General features: G+C 63.2%; 23 protein-coding genes and 1 tRNA gene. 10 read left to right on the forward strand and 14 right to left on the reverse strand.

The genetic code is table 11. From position 1 onward, the window contains the following. Positions 1 to 169: 169 nt before the first annotated feature. A complete protein-coding gene (locus PQR42_RS34155; RefSeq protein WP_408219111.1) occupies positions 170 to 949 on the reverse strand; it encodes a DeoR/GlpR family DNA-binding transcription regulator in 780 nt (259 codons plus the stop codon). Positions 950 to 1,302: 353 nt separating this feature from the next. Between PQR42_RS34155 and ggt the strand changes: the two genes are divergently transcribed. From ggt to PQR42_RS34175, 4 genes are all read left to right on the forward strand, one after another. Further along, the gene (ggt, locus tag PQR42_RS34160; protein ID WP_408181101.1) at positions 1,303 to 2,940 is read left to right on the forward strand and encodes a gamma-glutamyltransferase; all 1,638 of its coding nucleotides are present in this window, start codon (positions 1,303 to 1,305) and stop codon (positions 2,938 to 2,940) included. 174 nt (positions 2,941 to 3,114) lie between these two features. Then, positions 3,115 to 4,479, forward strand: a complete 1,365-nt coding sequence (locus PQR42_RS34165; RefSeq protein WP_408390732.1) for an MFS transporter — start codon at positions 3,115 to 3,117, stop codon at positions 4,477 to 4,479. A 348-nt stretch (positions 4,480 to 4,827) separates the two neighbouring features. Further along, a complete protein-coding gene (locus PQR42_RS34170; RefSeq protein ID WP_408219119.1) occupies positions 4,828 to 5,655 on the forward strand; it encodes a ferritin-like domain-containing protein in 828 nt (275 codons plus the stop codon). A 104-nt stretch (positions 5,656 to 5,759) separates the two neighbouring features. Beyond that, a complete protein-coding gene (locus tag PQR42_RS34175; RefSeq protein WP_408219122.1) occupies positions 5,760 to 6,284 on the forward strand; it encodes a hypothetical protein in 525 nt (174 codons plus the stop codon). 209 nt (positions 6,285 to 6,493) lie between these two features. Here the strand turns inward: PQR42_RS34175 and PQR42_RS34180 are convergent, their stop codons facing one another. The 4 genes from PQR42_RS34180 to PQR42_RS34195 form a co-directional block, all read right to left on the reverse strand. Further along, complete coding sequence (locus tag PQR42_RS34180) at positions 6,494 to 8,041, reverse strand: DEAD/DEAH box helicase (RefSeq protein WP_408390729.1); 1,548 nt, start codon at positions 8,039 to 8,041, stop codon at positions 6,494 to 6,496. 212 nt (positions 8,042 to 8,253) lie between these two features. Continuing rightward, a complete protein-coding gene (trhA, locus tag PQR42_RS34185; protein WP_054034457.1) occupies positions 8,254 to 8,874 on the reverse strand; it encodes a PAQR family membrane homeostasis protein TrhA in 621 nt (206 codons plus the stop codon). A gap of 196 nt (positions 8,875 to 9,070) precedes the next feature. After that, positions 9,071 to 10,369 (reverse strand): c-type cytochrome, encoded by a 1,299-nt coding sequence (locus tag PQR42_RS34190; protein WP_408220516.1) that lies wholly within the window; start codon positions 10,367 to 10,369, stop codon positions 9,071 to 9,073. A gap of 21 nt (positions 10,370 to 10,390) precedes the next feature. Continuing rightward, entirely contained in the window at positions 10,391 to 11,122 is a 732-nt protein-coding gene (locus tag PQR42_RS34195) for a c-type cytochrome (RefSeq protein WP_168795149.1), read from the reverse strand. A 370-nt stretch (positions 11,123 to 11,492) separates the two neighbouring features. Between PQR42_RS34195 and copC the strand changes: the two genes are divergently transcribed. Both copC and PQR42_RS34205 read left to right on the forward strand, forming a co-directional pair. Further along, the gene (copC, locus tag PQR42_RS34200; protein WP_408392570.1) at positions 11,493 to 11,870 is read left to right on the forward strand and encodes a copper homeostasis periplasmic binding protein CopC; all 378 of its coding nucleotides are present in this window, start codon (positions 11,493 to 11,495) and stop codon (positions 11,868 to 11,870) included. After that, positions 11,867 to 12,796, forward strand: coding sequence for a CopD family protein (locus tag PQR42_RS34205; protein ID WP_408392568.1), 930 nt, complete (start codon positions 11,867 to 11,869; stop codon positions 12,794 to 12,796). Before copC ends, PQR42_RS34205 begins: the two co-directional genes overlap by 4 nt. Before the next feature lie 197 nt (positions 12,797 to 12,993). Here PQR42_RS34205 and PQR42_RS34210 read toward each other — a convergent pair whose 3' ends face one another. The 3 genes from PQR42_RS34210 to dgoD form a co-directional block, all read right to left on the reverse strand. Then, positions 12,994 to 13,224: a YodC family protein gene (locus PQR42_RS34210; protein WP_408392565.1), complete on the reverse strand. Its 231-nt coding sequence runs from the start codon at positions 13,222 to 13,224 to the stop codon at positions 12,994 to 12,996. A 13-nt stretch (positions 13,225 to 13,237) separates the two neighbouring features. After that, the gene (locus tag PQR42_RS34215) at positions 13,238 to 13,540 is read right to left on the reverse strand and encodes a hypothetical protein (RefSeq protein WP_408228219.1); all 303 of its coding nucleotides are present in this window, start codon (positions 13,538 to 13,540) and stop codon (positions 13,238 to 13,240) included. A 299-nt stretch (positions 13,541 to 13,839) separates the two neighbouring features. Further along, entirely contained in the window at positions 13,840 to 14,988 is a 1,149-nt protein-coding gene (gene dgoD, locus PQR42_RS34220) for a galactonate dehydratase (RefSeq protein WP_093635551.1), read from the reverse strand. 285 nt (positions 14,989 to 15,273) lie between these two features. On the opposite strand from dgoD, the gene PQR42_RS34225 reads away from it, so the two are divergent. Continuing rightward, on the forward strand, positions 15,274 to 15,951 hold the full coding sequence (locus tag PQR42_RS34225) for a FadR/GntR family transcriptional regulator (RefSeq protein WP_408220579.1): 678 nt from the start codon (positions 15,274 to 15,276) through the stop codon (positions 15,949 to 15,951). 25 nt (positions 15,952 to 15,976) lie between these two features. Here the strand turns inward: PQR42_RS34225 and PQR42_RS34230 are convergent, their stop codons facing one another. Further along, positions 15,977 to 17,515: a DHA2 family efflux MFS transporter permease subunit gene (locus PQR42_RS34230; protein ID WP_408220529.1), complete on the reverse strand. Its 1,539-nt coding sequence runs from the start codon at positions 17,513 to 17,515 to the stop codon at positions 15,977 to 15,979. A 136-nt stretch (positions 17,516 to 17,651) separates the two neighbouring features. Between PQR42_RS34230 and PQR42_RS34235 the strand changes: the two genes are divergently transcribed. Beyond that, positions 17,652 to 18,095, forward strand: coding sequence for a MarR family winged helix-turn-helix transcriptional regulator (locus PQR42_RS34235; RefSeq protein ID WP_007180479.1), 444 nt, complete (start codon positions 17,652 to 17,654; stop codon positions 18,093 to 18,095). A gap of 32 nt (positions 18,096 to 18,127) precedes the next feature. Here PQR42_RS34235 and PQR42_RS34240 read toward each other — a convergent pair whose 3' ends face one another. From PQR42_RS34240 to PQR42_RS34260, 5 genes are all read right to left on the reverse strand, one after another. Then, positions 18,128 to 18,478, reverse strand: coding sequence for a hypothetical protein (locus PQR42_RS34240; protein ID WP_408392561.1), 351 nt, complete (start codon positions 18,476 to 18,478; stop codon positions 18,128 to 18,130). 94 nt (positions 18,479 to 18,572) lie between these two features. Beyond that, positions 18,573 to 18,649: transfer RNA gene (locus PQR42_RS34245), tRNA-Met, on the reverse strand. Between the two features lie 89 nt (positions 18,650 to 18,738). Further along, complete coding sequence (locus PQR42_RS34250) at positions 18,739 to 20,397, reverse strand: MFS transporter (protein WP_408220531.1); 1,659 nt, start codon at positions 20,395 to 20,397, stop codon at positions 18,739 to 18,741. 217 nt (positions 20,398 to 20,614) lie between these two features. Beyond that, complete coding sequence (locus tag PQR42_RS34255) at positions 20,615 to 22,162, reverse strand: sensor histidine kinase (RefSeq protein WP_408220534.1); 1,548 nt, start codon at positions 22,160 to 22,162, stop codon at positions 20,615 to 20,617. A gap of 9 nt (positions 22,163 to 22,171) precedes the next feature. Beyond that, positions 22,172 to 22,942 (reverse strand): response regulator, encoded by a 771-nt coding sequence (locus PQR42_RS34260; RefSeq protein ID WP_408392558.1) that lies wholly within the window; start codon positions 22,940 to 22,942, stop codon positions 22,172 to 22,174. A 232-nt stretch (positions 22,943 to 23,174) separates the two neighbouring features. Between PQR42_RS34260 and recA the strand changes: the two genes are divergently transcribed. Beyond that, entirely contained in the window at positions 23,175 to 24,251 is a 1,077-nt protein-coding gene (gene recA / locus PQR42_RS34265; RefSeq protein WP_408220538.1) for a recombinase RecA, read from the forward strand. A 7-nt stretch (positions 24,252 to 24,258) separates the two neighbouring features. Next, positions 24,259 to 24,966, forward strand: coding sequence for a recombination regulator RecX (gene recX, locus PQR42_RS34270; protein WP_408392555.1), 708 nt, complete (start codon positions 24,259 to 24,261; stop codon positions 24,964 to 24,966). Positions 24,967 to 24,973 lie beyond the last annotated feature (7 nt).

Here is a 24,973-nt window from a genome sequence, read left to right on the forward strand (position 1 = left end):
TACGCCGGGGAACTGGAGTGTAGTCAACCGCACGTTAAACACCAAATCCGCCCCAGTAAATTCTCCCTTTGACAATTGGGCACCTCAGCGGCGGTTGGGAGTCGCGGCCAGATCCTTGATTTCACTCGAAGTTTTGCGTGCGCTGCAACATGGCCGAGAACGCCTGGCGTCACTCGGCGATATACACCTGGCAGTTGGCGGCTGTGAGCGTCTCGATCATCTCGGCGGGCGGTGCGGCGTCGGTAAACAAGGCGTCGATCTGATCGAGATGGCCTTGCCGAACCAGCGCCGGACGGCCAAATTTCGAGTTGTCGGCGGCGAGGAAAACGGTGCGCGCATGCTGGATGATCGCCTCGGCCACGCGCACTTCACGCGTGTCGAAATCGCGCAGCGTGCCATCCGTTTCGATGCTCGACGTGCCGATGATCGCGAAGTCCACCTTGAACTGCCGGATGAAATCGATCGCCAGTTCGCCGACGATTCCTTTGTCCCACGGCCGCACGATGCCGCCCGTCACCAGCACCTCGCAATCCGGATAGCCGCTCATCATGCTGGCGACGTTCAGGTTGTTGGTGATCACGCGCAGGCCGCGGTGCCGATTGAGCGCGCGGGCCACTTCTTCGGTGGTGGTGCCGAGGTTGATGAAGAGCGAGGCCTGATCAGGAATGTGAGTGGCCACTAGCGCCGCAATACGCCGCTTTTCGTCATGGAACATCCGCTGACGCGCCGTATAGGAGACGTTTTCGGAGCTGGTCGGCAGACTCGCGCCGCCGTGATAGCGGCGCAGCAGGTTCATGTCGGCGAGCCAGTTGACGTCGCGGCGGATCGTCTGCGGCGTCACGTCGAAGTGGGCCGCGAGGTCGTCCACGGTCACGAAGCCGTCGCGTTGCACCCACTCCAGCAGTTCCTGTTGCCGGGCATTGAGAGTCAGGCGGGGGTCTCGGGTCATGTGTCTCGGTTCGTGGGTTTTTCGTCTGCGTTGCCCGCCGCCGGCCCGCCAAGCTGAGCCGGTAAGCGAGTGATGCGTGAACGGGGGTGAGCGTATTGTAAGACCATCGCGCGCCTTGTCTGCCAACTCGTGCGACATGCATAGGAGAAGAGACGACGACCCGCAGACTCATTCAGGCTATTTACGCATTTATTCATTTGATAAATGAATTTGTTTTTTGGGCCGGATCACGATGCAATCCGGGGTTCCGCGGTTGATTCTTGCTTCACCCCGTCTCACCCCGCGTTCGATCTGTTTTCCAATGGTTTCCGGCGTTTTCCGCAAGCCGGGCCGCGCTTTCGAGAGTGTTCGACATGACTGGCTTCAACTGGCAAAACCCTTACCCGACGCCGCGTCTGCCTGTATTCGCGCGCAACATCGTTTCGACTTCGCATCCGCTCGCCGCGCAAGCCGGACTGCGCATGCTGTGGAAAGGCGGCAATGCCGTCGATGCGGCGATCGCGGCAGCGGCCGCCATCACGGTGGTCGAGCCGGTATCGTGCGGACTGGGCGGCGACGCGTTCGCGCTGGTGTGGGACGGCAAGAAGCTGCATGGCCTGAACGCCTCGGGCGTGTCGCCGGCGGCGTGGAACGTCGACTACTTCAAGCGCAAGTACGGCGAGGAAAACGGTCTCGCGAAGCAACCCAAGCGCGGCTGGGACGCGGTGACGGTGCCCGGCGTGATCGCCGGCTGGGAAGCGCTGCATCAGAAATTCGGCACGTTGCCGTTCGCCGACCTGATGGAGCCGGCCATCGAAATTGCCGAGCGCGGTCACGCGGTGGCGAGCATCGTCGCCTATAAGTGGGCGGCCGCCGTGCCGGAACTGAAGGACCTGCCGGGCTTCGCGCAAACCTTCATGCCGCGCGGCCGCGCGCCGGAAGTGAGCGAACTGGTGCGCTTCCCCGGCCACGCGAAGACGCTGCGCAAGCTCGCCGAGCAGGGCCCGCGCGCGTATTACGAAGGCGAGATCGCCGAGCAGATCGCCGCGTTTGCCCGTGAAGGCGGCGGCGCGCTCACCGCCGACGATCTGCGCAACTACCGCGCGGATTGGGTCGAGCCGATCGGCAAGGATTATCGCGGCTACACGGTGCACGAGATTCCGCCGAACGGGCAGGGCATCGCGGCGCTGATCGCGCTGGGCATCCTCGAAAAATTCGATGTGAAGGAACTCGCGGTCGACAACGTCGAATCGCAGCACTTGCAGATCGAGGCCATGAAGCTGGCCTTCGCCGACGTCTACCGCTACGTCGCCGATCCGCGCTCCATGGAAGTCACGCCGGAGCAGATGCTCGACGACGCGTACCTCACCTCGCGCGCCAAACTGATCGATCACAAGCGCGCCACGCAGTTCGACTTCGGCATGCCGAAGGCCGGCGGCACCATCTACATGTCGGTGGCGGACGAGCGCGGCATGATGGTCAGCTTCATCCAGTCGAACTACATGGGCTTCGGCTCGGGCATCGTGGTGCCGGATAGCGGCATTGCCATGCAGAACCGCGGCTGCGGGTTCTCGATGGACCCGAAGTCGCCGAACGTGGTGGAAGGCGGCAAGCGGCCGTTCCACACGATCATCCCGTCGTTCCTCACGCAGCAGGTGAACGGCCAGCAGGAGGCAGTGATGAGCTTCGGCGTGATGGGCGGCGACATGCAGCCGCAAGGCCATCTGCAATCCATCGTGCGGATGCTCGACTACGGTCAGCAGCCGCAGGCCGCGTGCGACGCGCCGCGCTGGAAGGTCAATCGCGACTTCACGATCGACATCGAATCGACGCTCGATCCGAAGACCGCCGAGGCCTTGCAGAAGCTCGGCCACACGATCAAGTCGGTCGACGATCCGTACATGGACTTCGGCTCCGGCCAGTACATCTGGAAGCTCGATCGCAATGATCCGGAGCGCGGCTATGTGGCGGCAAGCGACAGCCGCCGTGACGGGTTGGCCGCGGGGTTCTAAGGAAGAAGCAGCCACGCGCGAGGCGGCGCTTCGCTGCGTGCGCAGGCGATGCCGCGGGCATTGCCTGCGGCGCGCCAACGGCATCGCACAGTTCAAATACACCGGTTGCCGGCGGCGCTCGCTTCCCGTCCGCCAGGCATCAGGCACCGAGCATCAGACAGAGCAGGAGACATCATGCAGACCCACGCTTCGCCCTCGGCGACAGCTTCCCCTCATTCTGCACCCGCGCCGCTTTCCAAAGCGATGGTGCGGCGGATCGTGTTTTCGTCGTCGGTCGGCAATGCGCTCGAGTGGTTCGACTTCCTGGTCTACGGCTACTTCGCGACCATCATCGCCAAACAGTTTTTCCCGATGCAGGACGAGTGGCTCTCCACGCTGCTCGCCATCGCCACTTTTGGCATTTCGTTCCTGATGCGGCCGCTGGGCGCGGTCGTGCTAGGCATCTACGGCGACCGCAAGGGCCGCAAGGCGGCGCTGACGTTCGCCATCGCGCTGATGATGGTCGGCACCTTCACGATGGCGGTGATGCCGCCGTATGCGTCGATTGGTATCGCGGCGCCGATCCTGATTCTTCTCGCGCGGCTCGTGCAAGGCTTCGCGGTGGGCGGCGAGTTCGGCAGCGCGACCGCCTTCATGGTCGAACATAGCGCGTCGCGCCGCGGCTATTACGCCAGTTGGCAGTTCGCGAGCCAGGGGCTCGCCGCGATCACCGCAGCCGCGTTTGGCTCGCTGCTGACCGCGTGGCTGCCGCCCGCGCAACTGAATGACTGGGGCTGGCGCCTGCCGTTCGTGTTCGGTTTGCTGGTCGGCCCGGTGGGCTATTACATCCGCTCGCATCTCGACGAGACGCCGGAGTTCCTCGCGCTGCGCGAGGCGCGTGAAGCGGCCGGCGCTCGCTCGACGGCGAGCGAAGAGAAGGACGCGTCGTTCGCCAGCCAGTGGGTCAATCTGCTGCTCGCGGTCGGCATCGTCGCGCAATCCACGGTGGGCGTGTATGTGCTGCAGCTCTACATGCCGATGTACGCCGTCAAGCAGTTGCACATGCCGGCGGCGGCATCGTTCGGCGTGGTGGTGCTCAACGGCGGCCTGCAATTCCTGCTCTCGCCGGTGATGGGCGCGTTGTCCGATCGCATCGGCCGGATTCGCATCATGCTAACCACGTCGATTCTGATGGGGACGCTGATCTATCCGATGTTCGCGCTGCTGCAGTCTCATCCGACCATCGGCTGGCTGCTGTTGTTGCAGGGCACGGCAGGCATTTTCAAGGCGGCGTATTCCGGCCCGATGCCCGCATTGATGTCCGAGATCTTTCCGACGCAGGTGCGCTCGACGGGTCTTTCAATCGGTTACAGCATCGGCGTGACGATCTTCGGCGGCTTCGCCCCCACGATCGTCGAGACCTTCATTCATTTGACCGGCGACAAACTTGCGCCAAGTTACTACGTGTTGACTGCCGCGGTGCTGTCGGGTTTTTCGCTCGTCGTCGTGGCTTGGCGCATGCGTCGCGTGCGTCTGATGCAAGGCATGCAGATCGCCTGATCGCAAGCCTCGCGTCGCTGAATTAAGGGCCCGCCGGCCCTGCCAAACCTGACTGACGAGGCATCGTCGCAGACTCAAGCCAGCTCTTCGAGCTGGCTTTTTTTGTGCCTCGCTCGCCGCGCTTTTGTCCGACCGAATGATTCGACTATCACGCGATTGGAACTGCGGCGGCTCGGCATGGTCTGTGCTGGGTTATCTGCAGAGTTGCGAAACACCGACTAAGATGCAAGATACAAGGGGTTAACTCTAATTCAAGGCGCTGTATCAGACACGGCGGACCGGCCCGGCCGAGAGCGGGCGGTTTCGAGCATGCTCCGCGAGTCGATACAGCTTTCGGAGCAAGACACGATGCACACAGAGCTGAACCATGTCATGCCCTGGCGGATCGAGGATATCGACCTCACCCGCATTGATCGGCAAAAGGCCGTCGCCAACGAAGATTTGCTGCTGCTGCTGTGCGCGTCTTCGTTTATCGAAAGCGGCTCCGATCTGTACACCAGCAATCTGAGCACTTTTTTTAACGGCGATCCCGAAGTCTCGGCCTGGCTCAATCAGGAGTGGGAGCCGGAGGAATTGCAGCATGGCCGCGCGCTCAAGACATATATCGCTTACGTGTGGCCCGAATTCGACTGGGACACGGCCTTTCGCAATTTCATGGAAGAGTATTCGCTGACCTGTTCCGTGGAGGACTTCGAAAAGACCCGCGCGCTCGAGATGGTCGCGCGCTGCGTGGTGGAAACCGGTACGGCGACCTTGTATCGCGCGATCGGCGAATGCTCGGACGAGCCGGTGCTCAAGCAGATCACCGACAACATCCGCACCGACGAAGTGCGTCACTACAAACACTTTTTCAAGTACTTCAAGAAGTACAACAAGATCGAGGGCAACGGCCGGCTTGCGGTGCTGGGCGCGCTGATGCGCCGCGTCATGGAGATCAAGAACGAAGACTCGGAGATCGCCTTGCGGCACGTTTTCGCGACTCGTTATCCGGAGCGCGTACACGACTCAACTTATAACCGTGAACGCGCGGCGCGGATCAATACGTTGGTGCGGCGCAATCTGTCGGCCGACATGTGCGTGAAGATGCTGCTCAAGCCGCTCGATCTGCCGGCGCGGATTCAGCCGGGCGTGCATTATCCGCTCGCCAAGATCACGCAGCACGTGTTCTTTCGCTGATCGCCTGGCGTAATTGTTTGGCGTTGCAAATGGCCCGCTCATGCGGGCCATTTGCTTTTCAAGGCATGATGCAGGCTGTGCTCACTTCTCACCGGATCGACATCATGAGCGATTCCCCCGCACCCGAACGTCCGCTCGAACAGAACGTATTCGATGAATGGCCCGATGCCGTGCGCGCGTTGCTCGACGGTTCGTCGCTCGCAACCAAGATGGGTTTCACCGCGTCGCTGCTGAGCGTCGATACGAACGGCCATGTGCGCACGTCGCTGCTCGGTGTCGGCGAGTTGTACGCGCCTGATTCGCGCACGTTGTGCATCGCGTTGTGGCCGCAAGCGAGGGCGACGCGCGCAATTGAGCACAGCGGACGCGCAGCGCTCACCTTTGTCTGCGACGAGGCGTTTTATCAGGTGCAGTTGCTGATGACGCCGTTGGCGGCCCCCGCTGGCGACGCCAGTGGGCTCATCTATCTGCACGGTTCGATCGATACGGCGGAGGCGCAAAGCGTCCGTTATGCGCGCCTGACGAGCGGTATTACGTTCGAACTGGAAGGGGAGGGAGAAGCGGTGCTCGACCGATGGGAACAGCAGATCGAGCACCTGAAGCAAGCGGCCGCTGCGGCGGCGCGCTAGTCCTCCATGCGAGGACAGCGGACGGTGAGCGAGCGGCTTTGGGGTTTAGAAGTCGCAGCTGACCACTGCTGCCGGCTGATAGATATCTGGCTCAATGACAATGACCAGCAGGTGACCGGCTTTGAGGCGTGGCGGTCGCGCCGGCCGCTGCTGCCAGCCACTAGTCCTTAGCGCAAGGACAGCGACCGGCAAGCGGGCCGTTTCGACGCTTAACGTCCGCGCTGGCCGCTGCGCGTGGGCTGACCACCGCGCGGCGCGTCGTTGCGCGGCTTCGTGCCGCCCAGCAACGCACCCGGATTGCCGCCTTGCGGCTTGGCGCCCTGCGGCTTGCGCGGCGCATGCTGCGCGGCGCTGCCTTCGTGCGCGGCGGCGCGCGGCCGGTCATCGTGGCGCTGACCGTCACGACGCGGCTGGCCGCCATTGCCGGCCGGCTTCGTACCGTTCGGCTTCGGCTGCTGCTGACCGTTCGCGGGGCGCTGACCGGAGCGCTGCGCTGGTTTCGCGGAACCCGCGCCGTCACGCTTCGGTGCGCCTTGACCCTGACGCGGCGAACGACCACCACCGCCGCCGCCACCTTGGCCGCGACGCAGAATCGGTTCCGGCTTCGCCGTCGGATCCGGCTCGAAACCGGCAATCACTTCCTGCGGCACCGGACGCTTGATCAGCTTCTCGATGTCCTTCAGCAATTGCAGTTCGTCGACGCACACGAGCGAGATCGCTTCGCCCGTCGCGCCCGCGCGGCCCGTGCGGCCGATGCGGTGCACGTAGTCTTCCGGCACGTTCGGCAGATCGTAGTTGACCACATGCGGCAGTTGATCGATATCGATGCCGCGCGCGGCGATGTCGGTCGCGACCAGCACCTGCAGCGTGCCGTCCTTGAACTCAGCGAGCGCGCGCGTACGGGCCGACTGGCTCTTGTTGCCGTGAATCGCCAGGGAGTTGATGCCGTCCTTGGTCAACTGCTCGGCAAGTCGGTTGGCGCCGTGCTTGGTGCGCGTGAACACCAGCACCTGGAACCAGTTGTGCTGCTTGATCAGATGCGTGAGCAGTTCGCGCTTCTTGTCGCGATCCACCGGGTGAATCTTCTGCGCGACCGTTTCCGCCGTCGTATTGCGGCGCGCGACTTCGATCAGCGCCGGCGAGTCGAGCAGATTGTCGGCGAGTGTCTTGATCTCGTCGGAGAACGTGGCCGAGAACAGCAGGTTCTGGCGCTTCGGCGGCAGCTTCGCCAGCACGCGCTTGATGTCGTGGATGAAGCCCATATCGAGCATGCGGTCGGCCTCGTCGAGCACGAGAATCTCGAGATGCGACAGGTCGATGGTCTTCTGCTGCATGTGATCGAGCAAACGGCCCGGCGTCGCGACGACGATATCCACGCCGCTACGCAATGCGCCGATCTGCGGATTGATGCCGACGCCGCCGAACATCACGGTCGACTTCAGCTTCAGATACTTGCCGTACGCGCGCACGCTTTCTTCGACCTGCGCGGCCAGTTCACGCGTGGGCGTGAGGATCAGCGCGCGCACCGCGCGCTTGCCCGAGCCGGTCGTAACGGCGGGCATGGTGTTCAGACGTTGCAGGATCGGCAACGTAAAGCCGGCGGTCTTGCCGGTGCCGGTTTGCGCACCGGCCAGCAGGTCGCCGCCGTTGAGCACGGCGGGAATCGCTTGCGTCTGGATCGGAGTCGGAGTGGTGTAGCCGAGTTCGTGTACAGCGCGGACCAACGGTTCGGACAAGCCGAGGGAATCAAAAGACATAAAAGATCTTTGCAATGCAGTTTCGCGAACGGCACACATGGGCCCGGCAGGTATAAATGCCGCATGAACACACCCGCTTGGCGTGTTCGAGGCCGAAGCCCAGTTCCGTTCGCAGAGAAATCGGCGGCACGCGGGAAACGCGTGCCGAATGCTTCAACGCGCTATGCAGACACGTTGACTGGCCTTAAGTTGCATTTCGCCGCCGTGGGGTGTCACGCGACGTAGCGCGCAACACTGACGAATTGACACAGACTGCCCGCCAGTACGAACAGGTGCCAGATACCATGTCCATGCCGGATGCGCTCGTCGTTGATGAAGAAGTAGATGCCGGCGCTGTAGATGACTCCGCCGGCCACGAGCCAGGCGGTACCCGCTGCCGGTAAGGCTTGCACCAGCGGGCGGACGGCAACGAGCGCGAGCCATCCCATCAGGACATACAGCACCATCGAAACGCTGCGGGTGCGTCGCCCCAGCGTCAATTCCTGCACGATGCCGAGAGCGGCAAGCCCCCAGCTTACGCCGAATAGCGACCAGCCCCACGGTCCGCGCAATGTGACGAGCGTGAACGGGGTGTAGCTGCCGGCGATCAGCAGGTAGATCGCCGAATGGTCGCATTTCTGCAGAACCGCTTTCACGCGCGGATTGCGCACGCTGTGGTAAAGCGTCGAGATAGCATACAGCACGAACAGCATCGCACCGTACACGCTGAAGCTGACCACCTTGTACGCGTCGCCGTCGAGCGCGCCCATCGTCACGAGCGTTGCAAGACCCGCCACCGACAGCACGGCGCCGACGAGGTGGGTAATGCTGTTGAAACGCTCCCCGACTTGCACGATTCTTATCTCCTGCCCGGATTCATAAGAGCCCCCAAACCTGTCGCTTCGCGCCAGGCCCCCCGAGGGGGTGAGAAGACTTGGGGCGGCCCGGCGTTTTCTCAGGGTAAATACCCCCCCATGATACCGGTCCTTCAAAAACGAAGGGCGCGGCCGCGAATTTAGCAGGCCGCGCCCCGGGTGCAACGAACGCTGCTTAGTCGAGCGGCGCCGAACGCAGATCGGACACTTGCTGCGGTGACACGGCCGTACCGTGGTTGCCCCACGACATACGGATGAACGTCACAACCGCCGCGACTTCCTGATTCGACAGCGCTTGCGCGAACGGCGGCATGCCGTACGGATGCGGGTTGCCATCCGTGCTCGGCGGATAGCCGCCGTTCAGCACCATACGGATCGGGTTGACCGCCGACGGCATCTGAATCGACTGGTTGTTCGCGAGCGGCGGGAACGACGGCGGCATGCCGAGGCCATTTTCCGCGTGACACTTCGCACAGTTGTCAGCGTAGATCTTCTGACCTTGCTTCAACAGTTCGCCGCCGAACTTTTCCGACGTTTCGAGCTGCAGCGGTTCCGGTGCTTCGCTCTTCTGCGGAATCGTCTTCAGGTACGTGGCCATCGCGTTGATGTCCGCGTCCGACATGTACTGCAGGCTGTTGTGAACCACTTCAGCCATCGGACCGAACACCGCGCCGCGGTTCGACACGCCGGTCTTCAGCAGATCGGCGATGTCTTTGGTTTCCCAGTCGCCGAGGCCGGCTTCCTTGTTCGACGTGAGCGACGGTGCGTACCAGTTCTGCAGCGGGATCAGGCCGCCGGCGAATGCCGCCGAACTCACCGGGCCGCCCATGGCGTTGATCGACGTGTGGCACATGCCGCAGTGGCCGAGGCCTTCGATCAGGTACGCGCCACGGTTCCACTCGACCGACTTGGTCGGATCCGGCTTGTACTCGCCTTCGCGGAAGAACAGCGTACGCCAGCCGATCAGCATGTTGCGCTGGTTGAACGGGAATTTCAGTTCGTGCGGACGGCTCGCCACGTTGACCGGCGTGACCGAACGCAGGTACGCGTAGATCGCGTCCGAGTCGGCGCGCGTGACCTTCGTGTAGCTGGTGAACGGGAAGCCCGGATACAGCAGGCTGCCGTCTTTCGAGCGGCCGGTGTGCATGGCGCGGTAGAAGTCGTCCTGCGTCCACTTGCCGATACCGTACTGGTCGTCAGGCGTGATGTTCGGCGTGAACATCGTGCCGAACGGCGTGGCCATGGGCAGACCGCCGGCGAACTGCTTGCCGCCGCGCACCGTGTGGCAGGCGATACAGTCGCCGGCGCGGGCGAGATACTCGCCTTGCTTGATCAGCGCGGCCTGGTCGGCAGGCGTTGCCGCCATGGCCGTGCCGTTATGCAGGTGGTCGCCGCCCGACCACAGGACGGGAACGAGTGCGGCAGCCGCAACGACGACGACTGCCGAGAGGGCGAACAAAGACTTGCGTTTCATTTGAGTGTCTCTCCCGGTGCCTTATTGCGGTTCGCTGCCGCAGGCAAGCGGAGTCTTCATCGAGCGGGCCGGAGCCGGCACGGGGTTTTGTGGAGCCTGTTGCGTGGAAAGCCAGGCGGCAACGGCGTTCACGTCTTCGTCGGTCAGACGCGTGGCGATGGTGTGCATGCAATCAGGTGCGATGGCATGGCGCGAGCCCGAGCGCCATGCGCCGAGCTGTGCGCTGATGTAGTCGGAGTGCAGACCGACCAGACCCGGGATAGCGGGTTGCATACCGGTCAAAGTCTTGCCGTGGCAGGCCGCGCACGCCGGAATCTGCTTCGAGGCGTCGCCGTTCAGCACGATCTGCTGGCCGCGCGCGAGCGTGCTCGACGACACCGTCGGCTTGGCCGGCGGCGGATACGGAGGACGCTGTTGCGAGAAGTACGTGGCGATCTGATGAAGGTAGTCGTCCGAGAGGTACGTGACGAGGTAGTTCATGGGCGGGTACTTGCGGCGCCCTTCGCGGAAATTCTGCAGCTGGTTGTACAGATAGTCGGCCGGCTTGCCCGCGAGGCGGGGGAAGTAGTCGTTGTCGGTACCTTGGCCGTGCGAGCCGTGGCAGGCCGTGCAGCCTTGCACGCGCGCTTCCATCGTATCGGGGGCCTTCGGTTGAGTCTGCGCTTTCGCAGCGCTATAGACGCCAGCAGAGCCGATCAGCAGAAGGGCGAGCAACGGGCGGAAAATGCGTCTTGAAGACACGCGTAACTCCATCAAAATCGGGGACCTGACCGAACTTCGAGCGGCTCGGTGTGAAGGGCAGCCGGCGCTGCGGCGACGCAGCATTCTATCATCGAAGGGTGATGGTGACTATTTGGCACATTAGAGAAGGTTCCGGCTGTCACAGCCATGCGACAGTTTGACGCGCACGACTCCTTCGAGCGACTTGCCTGTTATCCCAAATTTGTCTGCGCGATCAACGGCGCAAGCCTCGAGCCCGGGCGAACTATCCATAAACCAGGTTGAACCGACGCCCGCGCGAACCATCGAAGCGTACACTTCCGGGCGCGCCGGACTTTGTCCGGCTTCGATGCGCCTGGCTTCGACGCCCACCGTTTTCCTGATCATCCGCTATCGGCCTTACATGAAGCTACTTAATTTTTCCCGTCCGGCGTTGCGAGCGTCGATGCTCGGCGCCGCGGCGCTGCTTGTGACGTCCACGGCATTCGCCCATGCGCATCTGAGCTCGAGCGAGCCGGCGGCCAACGCCGCAGTCGTCGCGCCCTCCGAGGTGACGATCCATTTCACCGAGCCGCTCGAGCCGGCTTTCAGCAAGATCGCACTTGCCGACACGAGCGGCAAGGCGGCCGCGCCGGCTGAGTCGCAGGTCGACAAGGATGACGCCAAGGTCATGCATCTGCCGCTGCCGCAGTTGAGCGCCGGCCGCTATGCGGTGCACTGGATCGCGGTAGCCACGGACGGCCACCGTACCCAAGGCGACTTTGCGTTTATCGTCAAATGAGCATCGACGGACTCTGGATCGGGCAGGTCGCCATGGCCGCGCTCATGAACGTCGCGTTTGCGTTTGCCGTCGGTTCGTCGTTGCTCGGCGCGTGGCTCGCGAAGGACGCCCAGCAGAAGATCTCGCCCGCTCGTCCTGCATGGTTGCGCGCGCAACGCTCGATGCTGACCGCCACCGTCGTGCTGGCGCTCGCGGATCTCGGCTGGCTGCTGTATCAGGCGGCGTCGATGAGCGGCGTCGCGTTGCCCGCCGCCATCGGCGTGGTGCCGACCGTGCTGACGCAAACGCATGTCGGTTACGGCTGGAGCCTCGCGTTCGCCGGCGCGTTGGTGCTGCTCGGCACGGCCATGGCCAGTCATACGGGCATGCTGCGTAACGCGCTGCTGTGGCTCGCCGTGATCGCGATCGCCGCGGGCAAGGCGTCGCTGGGTCACGCGGCCGATGCCGGGCCGGCCTCGGCCGCGATCGCCATGCAAACGCTGCATGTGCTCGTCACCAGCGTGTGGGGCGGTCTGGCGATGGCGGCGGGGCTCGCGGTCCTGCCGGCGCTCGGCACCTCGACCGCGCGCGGCATGTTGATCCGCACGGCGACTCAGGTGTCGAACGTGTCGGTGGTGGCGGTTGCGCTCGTGCTGCTGTCCGGCATCTTCAACGTGGTGCGGGGCTCGGGCGGCTCGTTCGAGGCAATCGAACTCAGCACGTGGGGTCATGTGCTGATGCTCAAGCTTGCGCTGGTCGCGCTCGCGCTTGTGCTGGGCGGACTCAACCGCTTTTTGGCGCTGCCGCGCCTGCGCCGCACGGCCTCGACGATGGATGCCCACACCTTCGTGAACGTGCTGTATCTCGAAGCGCTGGCGATGATCGGCGTGTTCGTCACGGCGGCCGCGTTGTCGCATAGCGTGCCGGCGTTTGCGGCGCTTGGTTGATGCCGTGGCGCGCGGTCATGCGCGAGGCGAGCAGGATGATCGACGGCACCTGAACCGCAACCGCATCCGCATGGGTTCAGGTCCGCAACGTCTCGCAGGCGCCATGTCAGCCACATAAAAAAGCGCCGCACAGCAAAAGCGTGCGGCGCAATACACACGGTCGCCTGGCGGTGGCCAGCAATCCGTTACTACTCTTTTCAGGCGGCGAGTGCGTGGCTTGTCCGCTCCAGTGTCTCCTGCGGAAACATCTCCTGCTGCAACTCGCCGGTGTCGCTGAACCATCGGCAGATCAGCCAGTTGCCCGGCGCGAACAGCACCGGCCCGCTCCAGGTGACGGTCATCGGGCGGCTGCCTGACTTGAGTTTCAGGACGTCGCCCGCGCGAAACGCGGGTTTCGCCCGCCTCATGAGATGCTTGGTCAGACGCATGGTGAGCCTCCGCTTATTCGAGGCCGAGCCGATGTCCGAGGATCGGTGCGCAAAAGAGCGCGATGGCGCAGCCCGCGGCTTTGCCTTCGAGTTCGGCGCCCGCGGCGCGCGCGCCGTACATATGCGTCAGGAGATCGAACAGTTGCGGCAGGCAGTACACCACCGCGGCGCCGATGAAGCATTTCTCGACGACCGAGATGCGCCAGCCGCGTTCGAATGCGAGTGCCGCGCCGAGGATGCGCAGCACGCCGAACACCACCAGCGCGCCGACGGCGGCCTGTTCGCGGAGCAGATAGTCTGGAAGGAATTCGCCCATATTTTCCCCGATGCATTTGTCGTTTGAATGCATTTGAGCAAGGAGCGGGCCATGTTTCTGTCTGATGCCGAACAAACGGTATGGAAGCCTTGGTGGGTAAGGCTTTGCAGCGATGCGTGCGGGGCGGAGAGGGGCCGGCAGAACGCCCGTTTGAGCCGGTTCGGTCCGAGGTGTTACGTTACTGCGACGGCCCGTGCGTCACGTGATCGTAACGCGCAAGCCGCGAATGGGGACGTCAGCGCAAAACAAAAACATCAACGCAAAAAAACGCCGCCCACGGGCGGCGTTCCTTCACGCGATTACCATTCGGCGACGCTGCCGTCCTCGTGGCGCCACACCGGATTGCGCCAGCGATGGCCGACCTTCGCCATCTCCCGCACTTTCTCTTCGTTGACCTCGATGCCGAGGCCCGGACCTTGCGGAATCGATACGAAACCGTCTTCGTATTTGAAGACTTCCGGATTCCTGATGTAGTCGAGCAGGTCGTTGCCCTGGTTGTAGTGGATGCCGAGGCTCTGTTCCTGGATGAACGCGTTGTAGCTCACCGCGTCGATCTGCAGGCAGGTGGCCAGTGCGATCGGGCCGAGCGGGCAATGCAACGCGAGCGCGACGTCGTAGGCTTCCGCCATCGACGCGATCTTGCGGCACTCGGTAATGCCGCCCGCGTGCGAAGCATCCGGCTGAATGATGTCGACATAGCCGCCCGACAGAATGTGCTTGAAGTCCCAGCGCGAGTACAGGCGCTCGCCCAACGCGATCGGCGTGTTGGTTTGATTGACGATGTCGCGCAGCGCTTCGGCGTTCTCCGACAGCACCGGCTCTTCGATGAAGAGCAGCTTGTACGGGTCGAGTTCTTTCGCCAGCACCTTGGCCATCGGCTTGTGCACACGGCCGTGGAAGTCCACGCCGATGCCGATGTTCGGTCCGACCGCCTCGCGCACGGCCGCAACGTTGTTGATGACGCCTTGCACCTTGTCGAAGGTGTCGATGATCTGCAACTCTTCCGAGCCGTTCATCTTCACGGCCTTGAAGCCGCGTTCGACTACGGCGCGCGCGTTGTTGGCCACGTCGCTCGGACGATCGCCGCCGATCCACGAATACACCTTGATCTTGTCGCGCACCTGGCCGCCGAGCAGCGCGTGAATCGGCACACCATGATGCTTGCCCTTGATGTCCCACAGCGCCTGGTCGACGCCGGCGATCGCGCTCATGGTGATCGGGCCGCCGCGATAGAAGCCCGACCGGTACATCACTTGCCAATGGTCTTCGATCAGAAGCGGATCTTTGCCGATCAGATAGTCGGACAGCTCTTCCACCGCGGCTGCCACCGTATGCGCGCGGCCTTCGACCACCGGCTCGCCCCAGCCGACGATACCTTCGTCGGTTTCGATTTTCAGGAAGCACCAGCGCGGCGGAACGATGAAGGTTTCGAGCTTGGTGATTTTCATGGTGTGCGTCTCCTTTGTCGGCCGGAGTTAGCGCTTTAGCGCTTACTCCGGCCCCATGCAAAGCATCGGCCTTGGGCGTCTGCGAACTATTTCGAGGATTCACATGCTACAACAAAGCGCGTTTAAGTACTATTAATAGTACTATTGGCCAGATAGTGGTGAGACCGTGGTCTCCGCACGGCGTCGTCGAAGCAGTAGGGCTCTAGGTCGAGATACCGGATAATCGCGCTCGTTCCGGCCTCGGTTCCAATATCGATAGCGCCGCAAGGCCGCTAGGAGAAAGCTATTCAGCACGATCTGCATGGGCGCGTCGCCCATCTGCTGGCGACCGCGATTCTGCGCGGCGACTACGCGCCCGATTCGATTCTGCCGCGCGAAGCGGAGTTGATGGAGACGTTCGGCGTGAGCCGTACGGTGTTGCGCGAGGCATTGCGCACGCTGACGTCGAAAGGCTTGATCGAATCGCGTCCGCGCGTGGGCACGCGCGTGCGGCCGAAACGCGCGTGGAACCTGCTCGATGTCGACGTGCTCGACTGGTACTCGCGGGTCGCCGAGCCGATGGCGTTCGCGCTCAAACTGCAGGAAATGCGCGAGATGATCGAGCCGTATGCCGCGAGTCTGGCGGCGGCCTCGCACACGGACGACACCTTCCACGCACTCGCCGCGGCCCATGCGGCGATGGTGGCGGCGCGCAATGTCGACGAATGGGTGCGCGCCGATCTGCAGTTTCATCTGAGCGTGCTGACCGCGTGCAGCAACGAATTGCTGATTCCGCTCGGCACGCTGATCGAGCGCACGCTCGAAGCGCAACTGCGTCTGAACGCGAAACGCGCGGACGTGTTCAATGCGTCGCTGGCCGAACATACCGCCGTGTTCGAAGCGATTCGCGATCGCGACGCCGTTGCGGCGCGCGCGGCGATGGCGGGACTGTTGGGTGTGACGCGCGAGCGGATCGAAGGCTAGGCGTGGGGCTATCGGCCGCCGCGTTTCAATCCATCGCGGCATGCGCGACCGACGCATCCGCCGCCTTGTGCCCAGGGCGGATCAACAACAGAAGCGGAATAACGAGCAGCGTCGCCATGAACATCAGCTTGAAGTCGTTCAGATAGGCGATCATCGACGCCTGCTGGGTGATCGACGCGTTCAATGCGGCCATGCCGTAGTTCGATCCGCTATTGAGCATTGGCTGGATAGCGGGATTGAACGGTGTGATATTCGCCGCGAGGTCCGCATGCGAGACCTGCGTGTTGCGCGTCATCAGCGTTTGCACGATCGAAATGCCGATACTGCTGCCGATATTGCGCATCAGGCTGTACGTCGCCGTACCGTCCGCGCGCAGCTCGGGCGTGAGCGTCGAGAAGGTCAGCGCGCTCAGCGGCACGAACACGAGACCGAGTCCGAAGCCCTGAATCACCCCAGGCCAAACGATGTCAGACTCCGACAGCACGATCGTGTAATGCATCATCTGCCAAAGCGCGAACGCCGAGATCAGAAAGCCCGTGAGCAGCAGAATCCGCGCGTCGATCCGCCTCAGCAGGCGCCCGGCGAACAGCATGGCGACCATCGTGCCCGCGCCGCTCGGCGCGGTGACGAGGCCGGTGGTCGCGACCGGATAGTTCATCAGGTTTTGCAGCATGGGCGGCAGCAACGCGCGCGTCGCATACATCACCGCGCCGATCACGAAGATGAAAAACGTCCCCGTGGCGAAGTTCGGGTCCTTCAGCAACTCGTATTTGAAGAACGATTTCTTGCCGACCGTGGCTGTGTGCACGAGGAAAAACGCAAAGCTGATGGCCGCGAGCAGCGCCTCGATGACGATTTCGTTCGAGCCGAACCAGTCGAGTTGCTCGCCGCGATCGAGCATGGCCTGCAATGCGCCGATGGCCAGCCCAAGCGTGGCGAAGCCGAACGCGTCGAACTTCGCGTCGTGTTTCGGCTCACGCGAAGGCAGGAAGGTCGCCACGCCGAACAGCGCGAACGCGCCGATCGGCACGTTGATGAAAAACACCCAGCGCCAGTTGTAGCTGTCGGTGAGCCAGCCGCCGAGCGTCGGTCCGAGAATCGGTCCGACCATCACGCCCATGCCCCACACCGCCATGGCCTGGCCCTGCTTCTCGCGCGGATTGATGTCGAGCAGGATGGACTGCGACAGCGGCACCAGCGACGCGCCGAAAATCCCTTGTAGCAAACGCGACGCGACGATTTGCGTGAGCGTCTCCGACAAACCGCACAGCGCCGACGCCACCGTGAAGCCGCCGATCGCGAAGATCAGCAGGCGCTTGACGCTCAGCCGGTCGGACAGCCAGCCGGTGAGCGGCGTGGCGATCGCGGCGGCGACGATGTACGAGGTCAGCACCCACGTGATCTCATCCTGCGACGCGGATAGCGTGCCCTGCATATGCGGCAGCGCCACGTTGGCGATCGTGCTGTCGAGCGTCTGGATCAACGTCGCCAGCATGATCGAGATGGTGATCATCGGGCGGTTGAGCGGCGCGGCGGCGCTGGCCGCCGGGTTGTCGGAAGACATGAATGAGCGGGGTCGTCGATATAGTAAGCATGCTTAGTATATCGGTTGCACGCGCGCCTGCCATCGGGAATTATGCGGAGCCTGAATTGCGCCCTTTTCAACGCTGAAAAACGAAAGCCTTTCGTATAATCCGCGCATGAAAACCCAACTCGATGAGCGCTTCGGCTTTCTGATTTCCGACGTCGGCCGCCTCACAGGCAAGCGTTTCGACGACCTTGCGAAGTCTTCAGTCGATCTGACGCGCGCGCAGTGCCGCGTGCTGGCCTATCTCGCGCATTACGGCGACACCAATCAGGCGCGGCTCGCGGACCTGCTCGAGGTCGCGCCGATTTCGGCGGGCCGTTTGCTCGACCGGATGGAAGAGGGTGGCTGGATCGAGCGGACTGCCAATCCGCAGGATCGCCGCGAGCGCCAGGTGCACATGACGCCGAAGGCCGAGCGCACGCTCGGTAAGGCGCGCAAGGTCGGCGACGAAGTCGCGCTCGAAGCGCTGAACGGCTTCACCGATGAGGAAGCGAAGCAGTTGATCGCGTTGTTGCAGCGGGTGCGGGGGAATCTGAGCCGGTTGGTGGACCGGTGACAGGCGGCGCGCTTCGGCGCGCCGCGTGGCGACTACTTCGACTCGGGAGTCCCCGACGCTCCCGACGGCGGCATCAGCTCGAAACATGCCGGCGGCGCGACGGATGTTCTCGTTTTCGCGTCGGGCTGCTGCGGGTCGATACATTTGAAGGCGCTCTGATCGCGCTGGACGAAAATCGTGTCGGCCGGCCCAGCGCTGCCATGGGCGCCATTCACGACAGCGACGATCTTGTAGCCGTCCTGCAGCAGCGTGGAGAGCGTGGTCGCGCTGGTGCGCCACTGACTGTCGGGCGGTGTCTGAGCCTGAGCGGCGAACGCTGCAGTGCCGGTGAGAAACGCGATGGAAACGGTGGCCACGGCAAGCGTGGCGGTGCGGAACGTCATCAAGAAACCTCCTTGAAGTTGCTGTAGTTGCAGTTCGGAAAGCCAAAACAAAAAAGCCGCTGAACCTTGCGGATCAGCGGCTTTTTCTTGCAACTGGTGGCGAATCAGGGACTCGAACCCCGGACCTGCGGATTATGATTCCGTCGCTCTAACCAACTGAGCTAATTCGCCGAAAGAAGCGAGATTATGCGGATGGCGCCGGAGGCTGTCAACCCCCGGCGCACAACTTTTTCAACAAGTCGTTCCGGTCATCTGGCGTTTCAATCCTTCGCGTAGATGTCCGAGTCCTTGGTTTCCCGGACGAACAGCATGCCGATCACAAACGTGACGAGGGCGATCACGATCGGATACCACAGCCCCGAAAAGATATTGCCCTTCGCCGCCACGATCGCGAAGGCGGTGGCCGGCAGGAAGCCGCCGAACCAGCCGTTGCCGATGTGATACGGCAGCGACATCGAGGTGTAGCGGATGCGCGTTGGGAACATCTCCACCAGCATTGCCGCGATCGGGCCGTAGACCATCGTCACGTAGATCATCATGATCGTCAGGATCACCACGGTCATCGGCCAGTTGATCTGCGAGGGATCGGCCTTCGGCGAGTAACCCGCGGTCTTTAGCGTCGTCGCGAGCGTCTTGTCGAAGGTCTTGCCTTGATCCTTGGCGTCGGCGGCCTTGCCGTCATACGTGTTGATCACCGTATCGCCGACCTTGATCTCCGCCAGCGTGCCCGCCGGCGCGGCGACGTTCTCGTAGTTCAAGCCGGCCTTCGAGAGCGCGCTCTTGGCGATGTCGCAGGAACTCGTGAACTTCGAGGTGCCGACCGGGTTGAACTGGAACGAGCACTCGTCCGGGTTCGCGATCACGACGATCGGCGCCTTCGCGGTCGCTGTTTCCAGCGCCGGGTTGGTGTAGTGCGCCAGCGCCTTGAACAGCGGGAAGTACGTGCACGCGGCGATCAGCAGGCCGGCCATGATGATCGGCTTGCGGCCGATACGATCCGACAGCGAGCCGAAGAACAGGAAGAACGGCGTGCCGATCAGGAGTGCGATCGCGATCATGATGTTGGCGCTGCTGCCGTCCACCTTCAGCGTCTGCGTCAGGAAGAACAGCGTGTAGAACTGGCCCGTGTACCAGACCACGGCCTGGCCGGCGGTCAGGCCGATCAGCGCGAGGATCACGATCTTCAGGTTCTTCCACTGGCCGAAGGCTTCGGTCAGCGGCGCCTTGGAGGTCTTGCCCTCGGCCTTGATGCGCTCGAACACCGGCGATTCATGCAGTTGCAGACGAATCCACACCGACACGCCCAGCAGGATGATCGAGGCGATGAACGGAATGCGCCAGCCCCACGCGCCGAACGCGTCCTCGCCCATTGCCGTGCGCACGCCGAGAATCACCAGCAGCGACAGGAACAGGCCGAGCGTGGCGGTCGTCTGGATCCAGGCCGTGTAGAAGCCGCGGCGTCCCGGCGGCGCATGTTCGGCCACGTACGTGGCGGCGCCGCCGTACTCGCCGCCGAGCGCGAGGCCTTGCAGCATCCGCATCGCGATAAAGATCACCGGCGATGCAAAGCCGATCGCCGCGTAGCCCGGCAGGAAGCCGACGAGGAACGTCGACAGGCCCATGATCACGATCGTGACGAGGAACGTGTACTTGCGGCCGACCATATCGCCCAGCCGCCCGAACACGATCGCGCCGAACGGCCGGACCGCGAAGCCGGCCGCGAAGCTGAGCAGCGTGAAGATGAAGGCGGCTGTCGGATTGACGCCGGAGAAGAAGCTCTTGCTGATGAAGGCCGCCAGCGAGCCGGCCAGATAGAAGTCGTACCACTCGAAAACCGTACCCAGCGACGATGCGAAGATCACCCGCTTCTCTTCGCGCGTCATCGGCACGTGCGAGATTTGCCCGCCAACGGTAGCCATATGTCGTCTCCAATATTGATATGCACGCGGTCTGCCGGTAACGGCGTTCCCGTGGAACCGATTATTGGAGTGGAAACTTACGGCGTACTGACGTGGCGGGGTGAAATTGCAGCTTGGCGTGTGTTGTGGGTTTTTGTCCAACACGCGGCGATCTGGCGTCAAGCCCGCCTAATTTGCTCTCAAGTTATCCTAATATCGAGATGGTAAATTTGCGGGTTCAAGTCGCGTTAGGGTAAGTCCCGCCCCGTTCGTGCACGTGCAAACTGACGCGTACGAGCGTGCCGGCTAGCCGCGGCGAGGTTTGATAGACGTTGTCGTCGATCGTCAGCTCGCCGCCGTGCATGGTCGCGATCTCGCGGACGATCGCGAGTCCGAGGCCGCTGCCGTCGCCTTCGCGGCCGAGAATCCGGTAGAAGCGCTCGATCACCCGCGAACGCTCGGCGACCGGAATGCCGAGTCCGGTATCCTCGACTTCCAGATACACGAGCCGCGCCGGCGCGTCATGCCTGACCCTGACGGTAATGCGCCCGCCCGGCGGCGTATAGCGGATGGCGTTGTCGATCAGATTCGACAGCATTTCGCGCAACATGACCGGATTGCCGTCCACTTCGACGGGCTCCTCGGGAGCTTCGTAGCCCAGATCCATTTGCTTGGCGAGCGCGGCCTGAACCCAGTCGCGCACGGCATGGCGCGCGACCTCCGTCACCTCGACCGGCGTGAAAACCTGCCCCGACATGCGGTTCTCCGCGCGCGCCAGCGCCAGCAGTTGCGTGACGAGCCGCGCGGCGTGCTCCGAGCTGGTGGCGATCTGCTCGAGCGAGCGATGCACTTCCGCGGAGGCATCCTGGCGCAGCGCCAGTTCGGCCTGGGTGCGCAGGCCGGCAAGCGGCGTTTTCATCTGATGCGCGGCATCGGCGATAAAGCGCTTTTGCAGCTCCATGTTCTGTTCGAGGCGCGTCAGCAGATCGTTGAACGAGGTCACGAGCGGCTCGATTTCCGGCGGCGCGCGGCGCGCCTCGAGCGGCGACAGGTCGTCCGGGCGGCGCGCGCGGATATGCGCTTGCAGCGCGTGCAGCGGCGCGAGGCCGCGCGAGAGGCCGAACCACACCAGCAGAATCGCCAGCGGCAGAATCACGAACTGCGGCAGGATCACGCCTTTGATGATGTCGTTGGCGAGCTGGCTGCGCTTGTCGAGTGTCTCGGCGACCTGCACCAGCACGGGCTGCGCGCCGGGCGTCTGCGGAAACTCGACGGTCGTATAGGCGACGCGGATATCGTTGCCGCGCAGCACGTCGTCACGAAATTCGACGAGACCCGGCTGCGGGCGGTCTTCCTCGTGCGGCAGCGGCATGTCGCGCTCGCCGCCCACCAGTTCGCCGCGCGTGCCGAGCACCTGATAGAACACGCTGTCGACATTGTCCGCGCGCAGAAAGTCGCGCGTGGAGTCGGGCAGCGTCAGTTCAGCCACGCCGTTGACCGGATGGATCTGGCGCGCGAGCACGTACGCGTCGGTTTCCAGCGCGCGGTCGAACGGGCCGTTCGCGATCGACTTGGCGACCAGATAGGTGACCGCGAGGCTCATCGGCCAAAGCAGCAGCAGCGGCGCCAGCATCCAGTCGAGAATCTCGCCGAACAGCGAGCGCGGGCGTGCCTCGGCGGCGGCTTCGGTTTCGTCGGGCGGGGCGAACGGATTGGCGTAGCGCTCGTCGCGTGCCTCGTCGAGGTCCGCCGCGTGCGCCGTGGCGCGGTCTGCGCGCGCGGACATGGGTGTCCTCTATTTGTAGTGATGGCTCGCCGGCATCGCACCGGACGGCGGCGAGGCGGACGGTTCGGGCTCGGCGGGCGGCGGTGTGGTCATGGCGTTCGCGCTCGCCGCTGACGCGGCTTTCTCGAGACAGTAGCCCAGACCGCGCACGGTGATGATGCGCACGCCGCTCGGTTCTATTTTCTTGCGCAGGCGGTGCACGTAGACCTCGATCGCGTTGTTGCTGACTTCCTCACCCCATTCGCACAGGTGATCGACGAGTTGTTCCTTGGAGACAAGGCGGCCGATCCGTTGCAGCAGCACTTCGAGCAAACCCAGCTCGCGCGCCGACAGATCGATCACCTGCTCATTGACATAGGCGATCCGGCCGACCTGGTCGAACGACAGCGAGCCATGCCGCACAACCGTCGGGCCGCCGCCCGCGCCGCGCCGGGTCAGGGCGCGCACGCGCGCTTCGAGTTCGTTCAGCGCGAAGGGCTTGGCCATGTAATCGTCGGCGCCGAGGTCGAGGCCCTTGACGCGTTCGTCGACGCTGTCCGCGGCGGTCAGGATCAGCACCGGCATATTGGAATTGCGCGCGCGCAGGCGGCGCAGCACCTCGAGGCCGGACATGCGCGGCAGGCCCAGATCGAGAATCAGCAGGTCGAAAGTTTGCATCGACAGCGCGGTGTCGGCCTCGACGCCGGTCTTCACGTGATCGACGGCATAGGCCGATTGGCGGAGTGATCGAACCAGACCGTCCGCGAGTATGCTGTCGTCTTCGGCAATCAGAATTCGCATGGTGCGCCAGCCTGGCCTTGCCGGCACCGTGGGGTGTCCCCCGGCGCACAGCGGTCTCCGAAAATAATTGTGGGTAGTTGGGCAGCGCGACGGTAAAAATGCGCGTTCGCATGAGAATCGTGCTTGCCAAAACTACTGTTTTTTTATACAGTGTCTGGGTTTCGTGTGCTGTCCTTCAAAAGTGGGCTGCACATCTGCCTCAGACGCCGTTCATCATAGCAAAGGACGATTCATGGAAGAAAGCAAGAAAGGCTCGGCTGGACTGACTGCTGAAAAGAGCAAGGCACTCGCTGCCGCACTCGCGCAGATCGAAAAGCAGTTCGGCAAAGGGTCGGTCATGCGGCTCGGCGCAGGTGAGGCGGTCGAAGATATCCAGGTGGTCTCAACCGGATCGCTCGGTCTCGACATCGCGTTGGGCGTCGGCGGTTTGCCGCGTGGCCGTGTGGTCGAAATTTATGGCCCGGAGTCGTCCGGTAAAACCACGCTGACGTTGCAGGTCGTCGCCGAAATGCAGAAGCTCGGTGGCACGGCGGCGTTTATCGACGCGGAACACGCGCTGGACATCCAGTACGCGGGCAAGCTCGGCGTGAACGTGAACGACCTGCTGGTTTCGCAGCCGGATACGGGTGAACAGGCGCTCGAAATCGCCGACGCACTGGTGCGTTCGGGCTCGATCGACATGATCGTGATCGACTCGGTCGCGGCCCTCGTGCCGAAGGCTGAAATCGAAGGTGAAATGGGCGACTCGCTGCCGGGTCTGCAAGCGCGTCTCATGTCGCAGGCGCTGCGCAAGCTCACCGGCACGATCAAGCGTACGAACTGCCTCGTGATCTTCATCAACCAGATCCGCATGAAGATCGGCGTGATGTTCGGCAACCCGGAAACCACCACGGGCGGTAACGCGTTGAAGTTCTACGCGTCGGTGCGTCTGGACATTCGCCGTATCGGTTCGATCAAGAAGAACGACGAAGTGATCGGCAACGAAACGCGCGTGAAGGTGGTGAAGAACAAGGTTGCTCCACCGTTCCGCGAAGCGATTTTCGACATCCTGTACGGCGAAGGTATTTCGCGTCAGGGCGAAGTCATCGACTTGGGCGTGCAAGCCAAGATCGTCGACAAGGCCGGCGCGTGGTACAGCTACAGTGGCGAACGTATCGGTCAGGGCAAGGACAACGCGCGTGAATTCCTGCGCGAAAATCCGGATATCGCTCGCGAGATCGAAAACCGTATCCGTGAATCGCTGGGCGTGAACGCCATGGCTGAAGCCGTAACTGGCGCAGCCGCTGAAGTCGCGGACGAAGAAGAGTAACCATCACGTGATACGCAAGGGCCGGCCGTTGTCCGATTCCGGACGCCACGCGGACGGCCCGCGTGATGAAGACGACGAGTCGTTCGATCCATTCGAATCGTTCGACGCACATGACCGCGCTGCGGGCCGCAATCCGCAGCGCGCGCCGTTTGAATCCTCTCCGCCGGTAGGCCCGGATCCCTCCGAAACCACCTACACCCGCTCGCGTCGCGTCCCAGGCGAAGCGAAAGCCGGGCAAGACGAAGCCAAAAAATCCCAACGCCCAGCACGATCGCTGAAAGGCCGCGCGCTTGGCTATCTGTCTCGCCGTGAATACAGCCGCACCGAACTGGCGCGCAAACTAAAGCCGTTCGTCGAGGAAACCGACTCGCTCGATACCGTGCTCGACTCGCTGGAAGCCGAGAACTGGCTATCCGATTCGCGCTTCGCAGAAAGCCTGATTCATCGCCGCTCGTCGCGCCTGGGCGCGAGCCGGATCGTCGGCGAATTGAAGCAGCATTCGGTCGACCAGACGCTCGTCGAAGAGGCCAGCGCGCAATTGCGCGAAACCGAACTCGCTCGTGCGCATGCCGTCTGGCAAAAGAAATTCGGTCGGCTTCCCGAAACGCCCGCCGAACGGGCAAAACAGCAGCGCTTTCTGGCTTCGCGCGGCTTTTCGGGCGCTACGATCGGCAAAATTCTGAAGGGAATGGACGAGGAGTGGGGCGGCGAGTAAGCGCGTC

The organism is Paraburkholderia sediminicola (genome assembly GCF_046027355.1).
Taxonomy (GTDB): Bacteria; Pseudomonadota; Gammaproteobacteria; order Burkholderiales; family Burkholderiaceae; genus Paraburkholderia; species Paraburkholderia sediminicola_B.

Bases quoted from the DNA above. Each gene is read 5' to 3' on its own strand.
- PQR42_RS34155 (WP_408219111.1), bottom strand. From the start codon at position 949: ATGACCCGAGACCCCCGCCTGACTCTCAATGCCCGGCAACAGGAACTG.
- ggt (WP_408181101.1), top strand. From the start codon at position 1,303: ATGACTGGCTTCAACTGGCAAAACCCTTACCCGACGCCGCGTCTGCCT.
- PQR42_RS34165 (WP_408390732.1), top strand. From the start codon at position 3,115: ATGCAGACCCACGCTTCGCCCTCGGCGACAGCTTCCCCTCATTCTGCA.
- PQR42_RS34170 (WP_408219119.1), top strand. From the start codon at position 4,828: ATGCACACAGAGCTGAACCATGTCATGCCCTGGCGGATCGAGGATATC.
- PQR42_RS34175 (WP_408219122.1), top strand. From the start codon at position 5,760: ATGAGCGATTCCCCCGCACCCGAACGTCCGCTCGAACAGAACGTATTC.
- PQR42_RS34180 (WP_408390729.1), bottom strand. From the start codon at position 8,041: ATGTCTTTTGATTCCCTCGGCTTGTCCGAACCGTTGGTCCGCGCTGTA.
- PQR42_RS34190 (WP_408220516.1), bottom strand. From the start codon at position 10,369: ATGAAACGCAAGTCTTTGTTCGCCCTCTCGGCAGTCGTCGTCGTTGCG.
- PQR42_RS34195 (WP_168795149.1), bottom strand. From the start codon at position 11,122: ATGGAGTTACGCGTGTCTTCAAGACGCATTTTCCGCCCGTTGCTCGCC.
- copC (WP_408392570.1), top strand. From the start codon at position 11,493: ATGAAGCTACTTAATTTTTCCCGTCCGGCGTTGCGAGCGTCGATGCTC.
- PQR42_RS34205 (WP_408392568.1), top strand. From the start codon at position 11,867: ATGAGCATCGACGGACTCTGGATCGGGCAGGTCGCCATGGCCGCGCTC.
- PQR42_RS34210 (WP_408392565.1), bottom strand. From the start codon at position 13,224: ATGCGTCTGACCAAGCATCTCATGAGGCGGGCGAAACCCGCGTTTCGC.
- PQR42_RS34215 (WP_408228219.1), bottom strand. From the start codon at position 13,540: ATGGGCGAATTCCTTCCAGACTATCTGCTCCGCGAACAGGCCGCCGTC.
- dgoD (WP_093635551.1), bottom strand. From the start codon at position 14,988: ATGAAAATCACCAAGCTCGAAACCTTCATCGTTCCGCCGCGCTGGTGC.
- PQR42_RS34230 (WP_408220529.1), bottom strand. From the start codon at position 17,515: ATGTCTTCCGACAACCCGGCGGCCAGCGCCGCCGCGCCGCTCAACCGC.
- PQR42_RS34235 (WP_007180479.1), top strand. From the start codon at position 17,652: ATGAAAACCCAACTCGATGAGCGCTTCGGCTTTCTGATTTCCGACGTC.
- PQR42_RS34240 (WP_408392561.1), bottom strand. From the start codon at position 18,478: ATGACGTTCCGCACCGCCACGCTTGCCGTGGCCACCGTTTCCATCGCG.
- PQR42_RS34250 (WP_408220531.1), bottom strand. From the start codon at position 20,397: ATGGCTACCGTTGGCGGGCAAATCTCGCACGTGCCGATGACGCGCGAA.
- PQR42_RS34255 (WP_408220534.1), bottom strand. From the start codon at position 22,162: ATGTCCGCGCGCGCAGACCGCGCCACGGCGCACGCGGCGGACCTCGAC.
- PQR42_RS34260 (WP_408392558.1), bottom strand. From the start codon at position 22,942: ATGCGAATTCTGATTGCCGAAGACGACAGCATACTCGCGGACGGTCTG.
- recA (WP_408220538.1), top strand. From the start codon at position 23,175: ATGGAAGAAAGCAAGAAAGGCTCGGCTGGACTGACTGCTGAAAAGAGC.